Genomic DNA, 1975 nt, shown 5'->3' with positions numbered 1-1975 from the left:
GGGTTGGACGCGTAGGAGATCAGTACCGGCGTGCCGGCTCCCAGGCCCGCGATCGCCGCACCGGCTCCGAGCAGCAGCGCCCGCCGGCGCACGAACGGCTTTCGGGCCTCAGGCGAACGCGGCACGGCCACCGGAGGATTGCCGGCCTCGGCGATGCGACGGTCGATCTCGGCCGCGACCGGCAGCGGCCACAGCGCCCGTTGCTCCCGCGGGCCCGGCGAGGCCAGCCGCTCGACCAGTTCCGGCGGCCCCGGGCGGTCGGGCGGATCCGGGCGCAGGCAGCTCTCGATCACCGCTCGCAGCCCGTCGTCGGCCACCGGCACCGGGGCGCCGACCGCGGGCGGGGCGCCGGTGCACGCGTAACCCAGCGTGCTGCCGAGGGAGAACACGTCGCTCGGCGGGCCGGTCACGGCGCCGGCCTCCTGTTCCGGTGACATGAACCCGGGCGAGCCGGCCGCGGTGCCCGGAACCGACCCGCCGGCGCCCAGTTCCGCGGCGATCCCGAAGTCGATCACCCGCGGCCCTTCGGCGGTCAGCAGCACGTTCGCCGGTTTCAGGTCGAGGTGCACGAACCCGGCGCGGTGGATCAGGGTGAGTGCCTCGGCGAGGGCGGCGGCCAACGACCGCGCCGAGTCGGCGGGCAGCGGACCGAACCGCTCGACCGCCTCCCGCAGCGACGCCGCCGGCAGGAACTCGGTCGCCATCCAGGGCGTGGCCGCGTCCGGGGCCGCGGCGAGCACCCCCGGGCTGTACGGGCCGCCGACGGCTCGGGTGGCCGCCACCTCGCGGTGGAAGCGGGCCCGGTGCTCCGGGTCGTCGACGAACTCGGCGTGCATCATCTTGACGGCGACCGCCCGGCCGCCGGCGGACCGTCCGAGGTAGACGACCGCCATGCCCCCGGAGCCGACGCGCGCCAGAATCCGGAAGCGGCCGACCGCCCCGGGATCGCCCTGCTCCAACTCCCGCACCGCTAACCTCCGGCCGGCGAACTGAGCGCTTCCACGAAGCCTTCCGCGGTGCCGATGAACGTCATGCCGCCGTCGATGGTCACCGGTGCGGACGTGCGCACGGTGACGTCCGCCGGGTACGTCCACTCCGTACGCCCGTCACTGCCGCGCAGCGCGCGGACGTTCCGGTCGGCGCCGCCGACGTACAGCATGTCCCCCGCGGCGCCGAGCGCGTTCCACTGGTTGCGGGACGAGGACTCCGGGCCCAGCCGCCGCTTCCAGACGACCTCACCGGTGGTGGCGCGCAGGGCGAGAATGTCGCCCTCGGCGGTCCCGAAGTAGACCACGCCGCCACCCGACGAGAACCCGAAACTCGGCTGGACCGTGTCGCTGACCGGCCTCTTCCAGGCGGGCACCCCGTCGGCCGCGCGCAGCGCGTGTACGGCCCCCTCGGCATCGCAGACGAAGACCAGCCCGTAGCACGCCTCCGGGTAGTGCCCCCAGTTGACCTCACGGGTCCAGGTGCTCCGGCCACTGCTGACGTCCAGCGCAGAGACCGTCGTCTCGGTGGCGGCGATCACGAGGTCCCTGTCGGCGGCGACGCCCAGCTCGCTCTTCACCGGCGCGGTCCAGCGCGGCCGCCCGTCGTCCAGGTCCAGGGCGGTGACCGAGTCGTACCCGTAGCAGGCCACCGACTCGCTGAGCACGGGGTACATCGTCACCTTTCCGGGCGGCCCCGGATGGGCCCACCGCTCGGCGCCGGACGGGACGTGCACCAGGACCAATTGCCCCCCGCCCTGGGAGGGGTCGTACAGAAGTACGTCGTCACCGAGCACGCTGAGGATGTCCGACCCCCAAGAGCCGTGTTTCCAGCGGGTCTTCCCCGTCACCGGGTCGAGCGCGCGCATGACGCCCTCGCCATGCGCCAGGATCAGCCCGCCGGCGGTGAACAGGTCGGGATAGTAGTCGCCCACCCGCACTTTCCACCGCGACACCGCCACCGGCGGCGGTGACGGCGGAAAGGTCGG

Annotated in this window: 2 protein-coding genes; both read right to left on the bottom strand. The window is 74.0% G+C overall.

The window, feature by feature from the left end; all coding sequences use genetic code 11:
- The coding region (locus H5J30_RS29910) for a serine/threonine-protein kinase (protein ID WP_181790502.1) at positions 1–968 on the bottom strand (968 nt) is incomplete at its 3' end.
- Positions 969–970: 2 nt separating this feature from the next.
- Positions 971–1975 (bottom strand): outer membrane protein assembly factor BamB family protein (locus H5J30_RS29905; RefSeq protein WP_181790500.1); only part of this gene is annotated, 1005 nt, incomplete at its 5' end.

Origin of the sequence: Streptomyces phytophilus (assembly GCF_013870535.1) — a bacterium.
Taxonomy (GTDB): domain Bacteria; phylum Actinomycetota; class Actinomycetes; order Streptomycetales; family Streptomycetaceae; genus Streptomyces; species Streptomyces phytophilus.
Note: the sequence above shows the minus strand (reverse complement) of the source record. Positions and strands in the feature narration are given on the sequence as shown.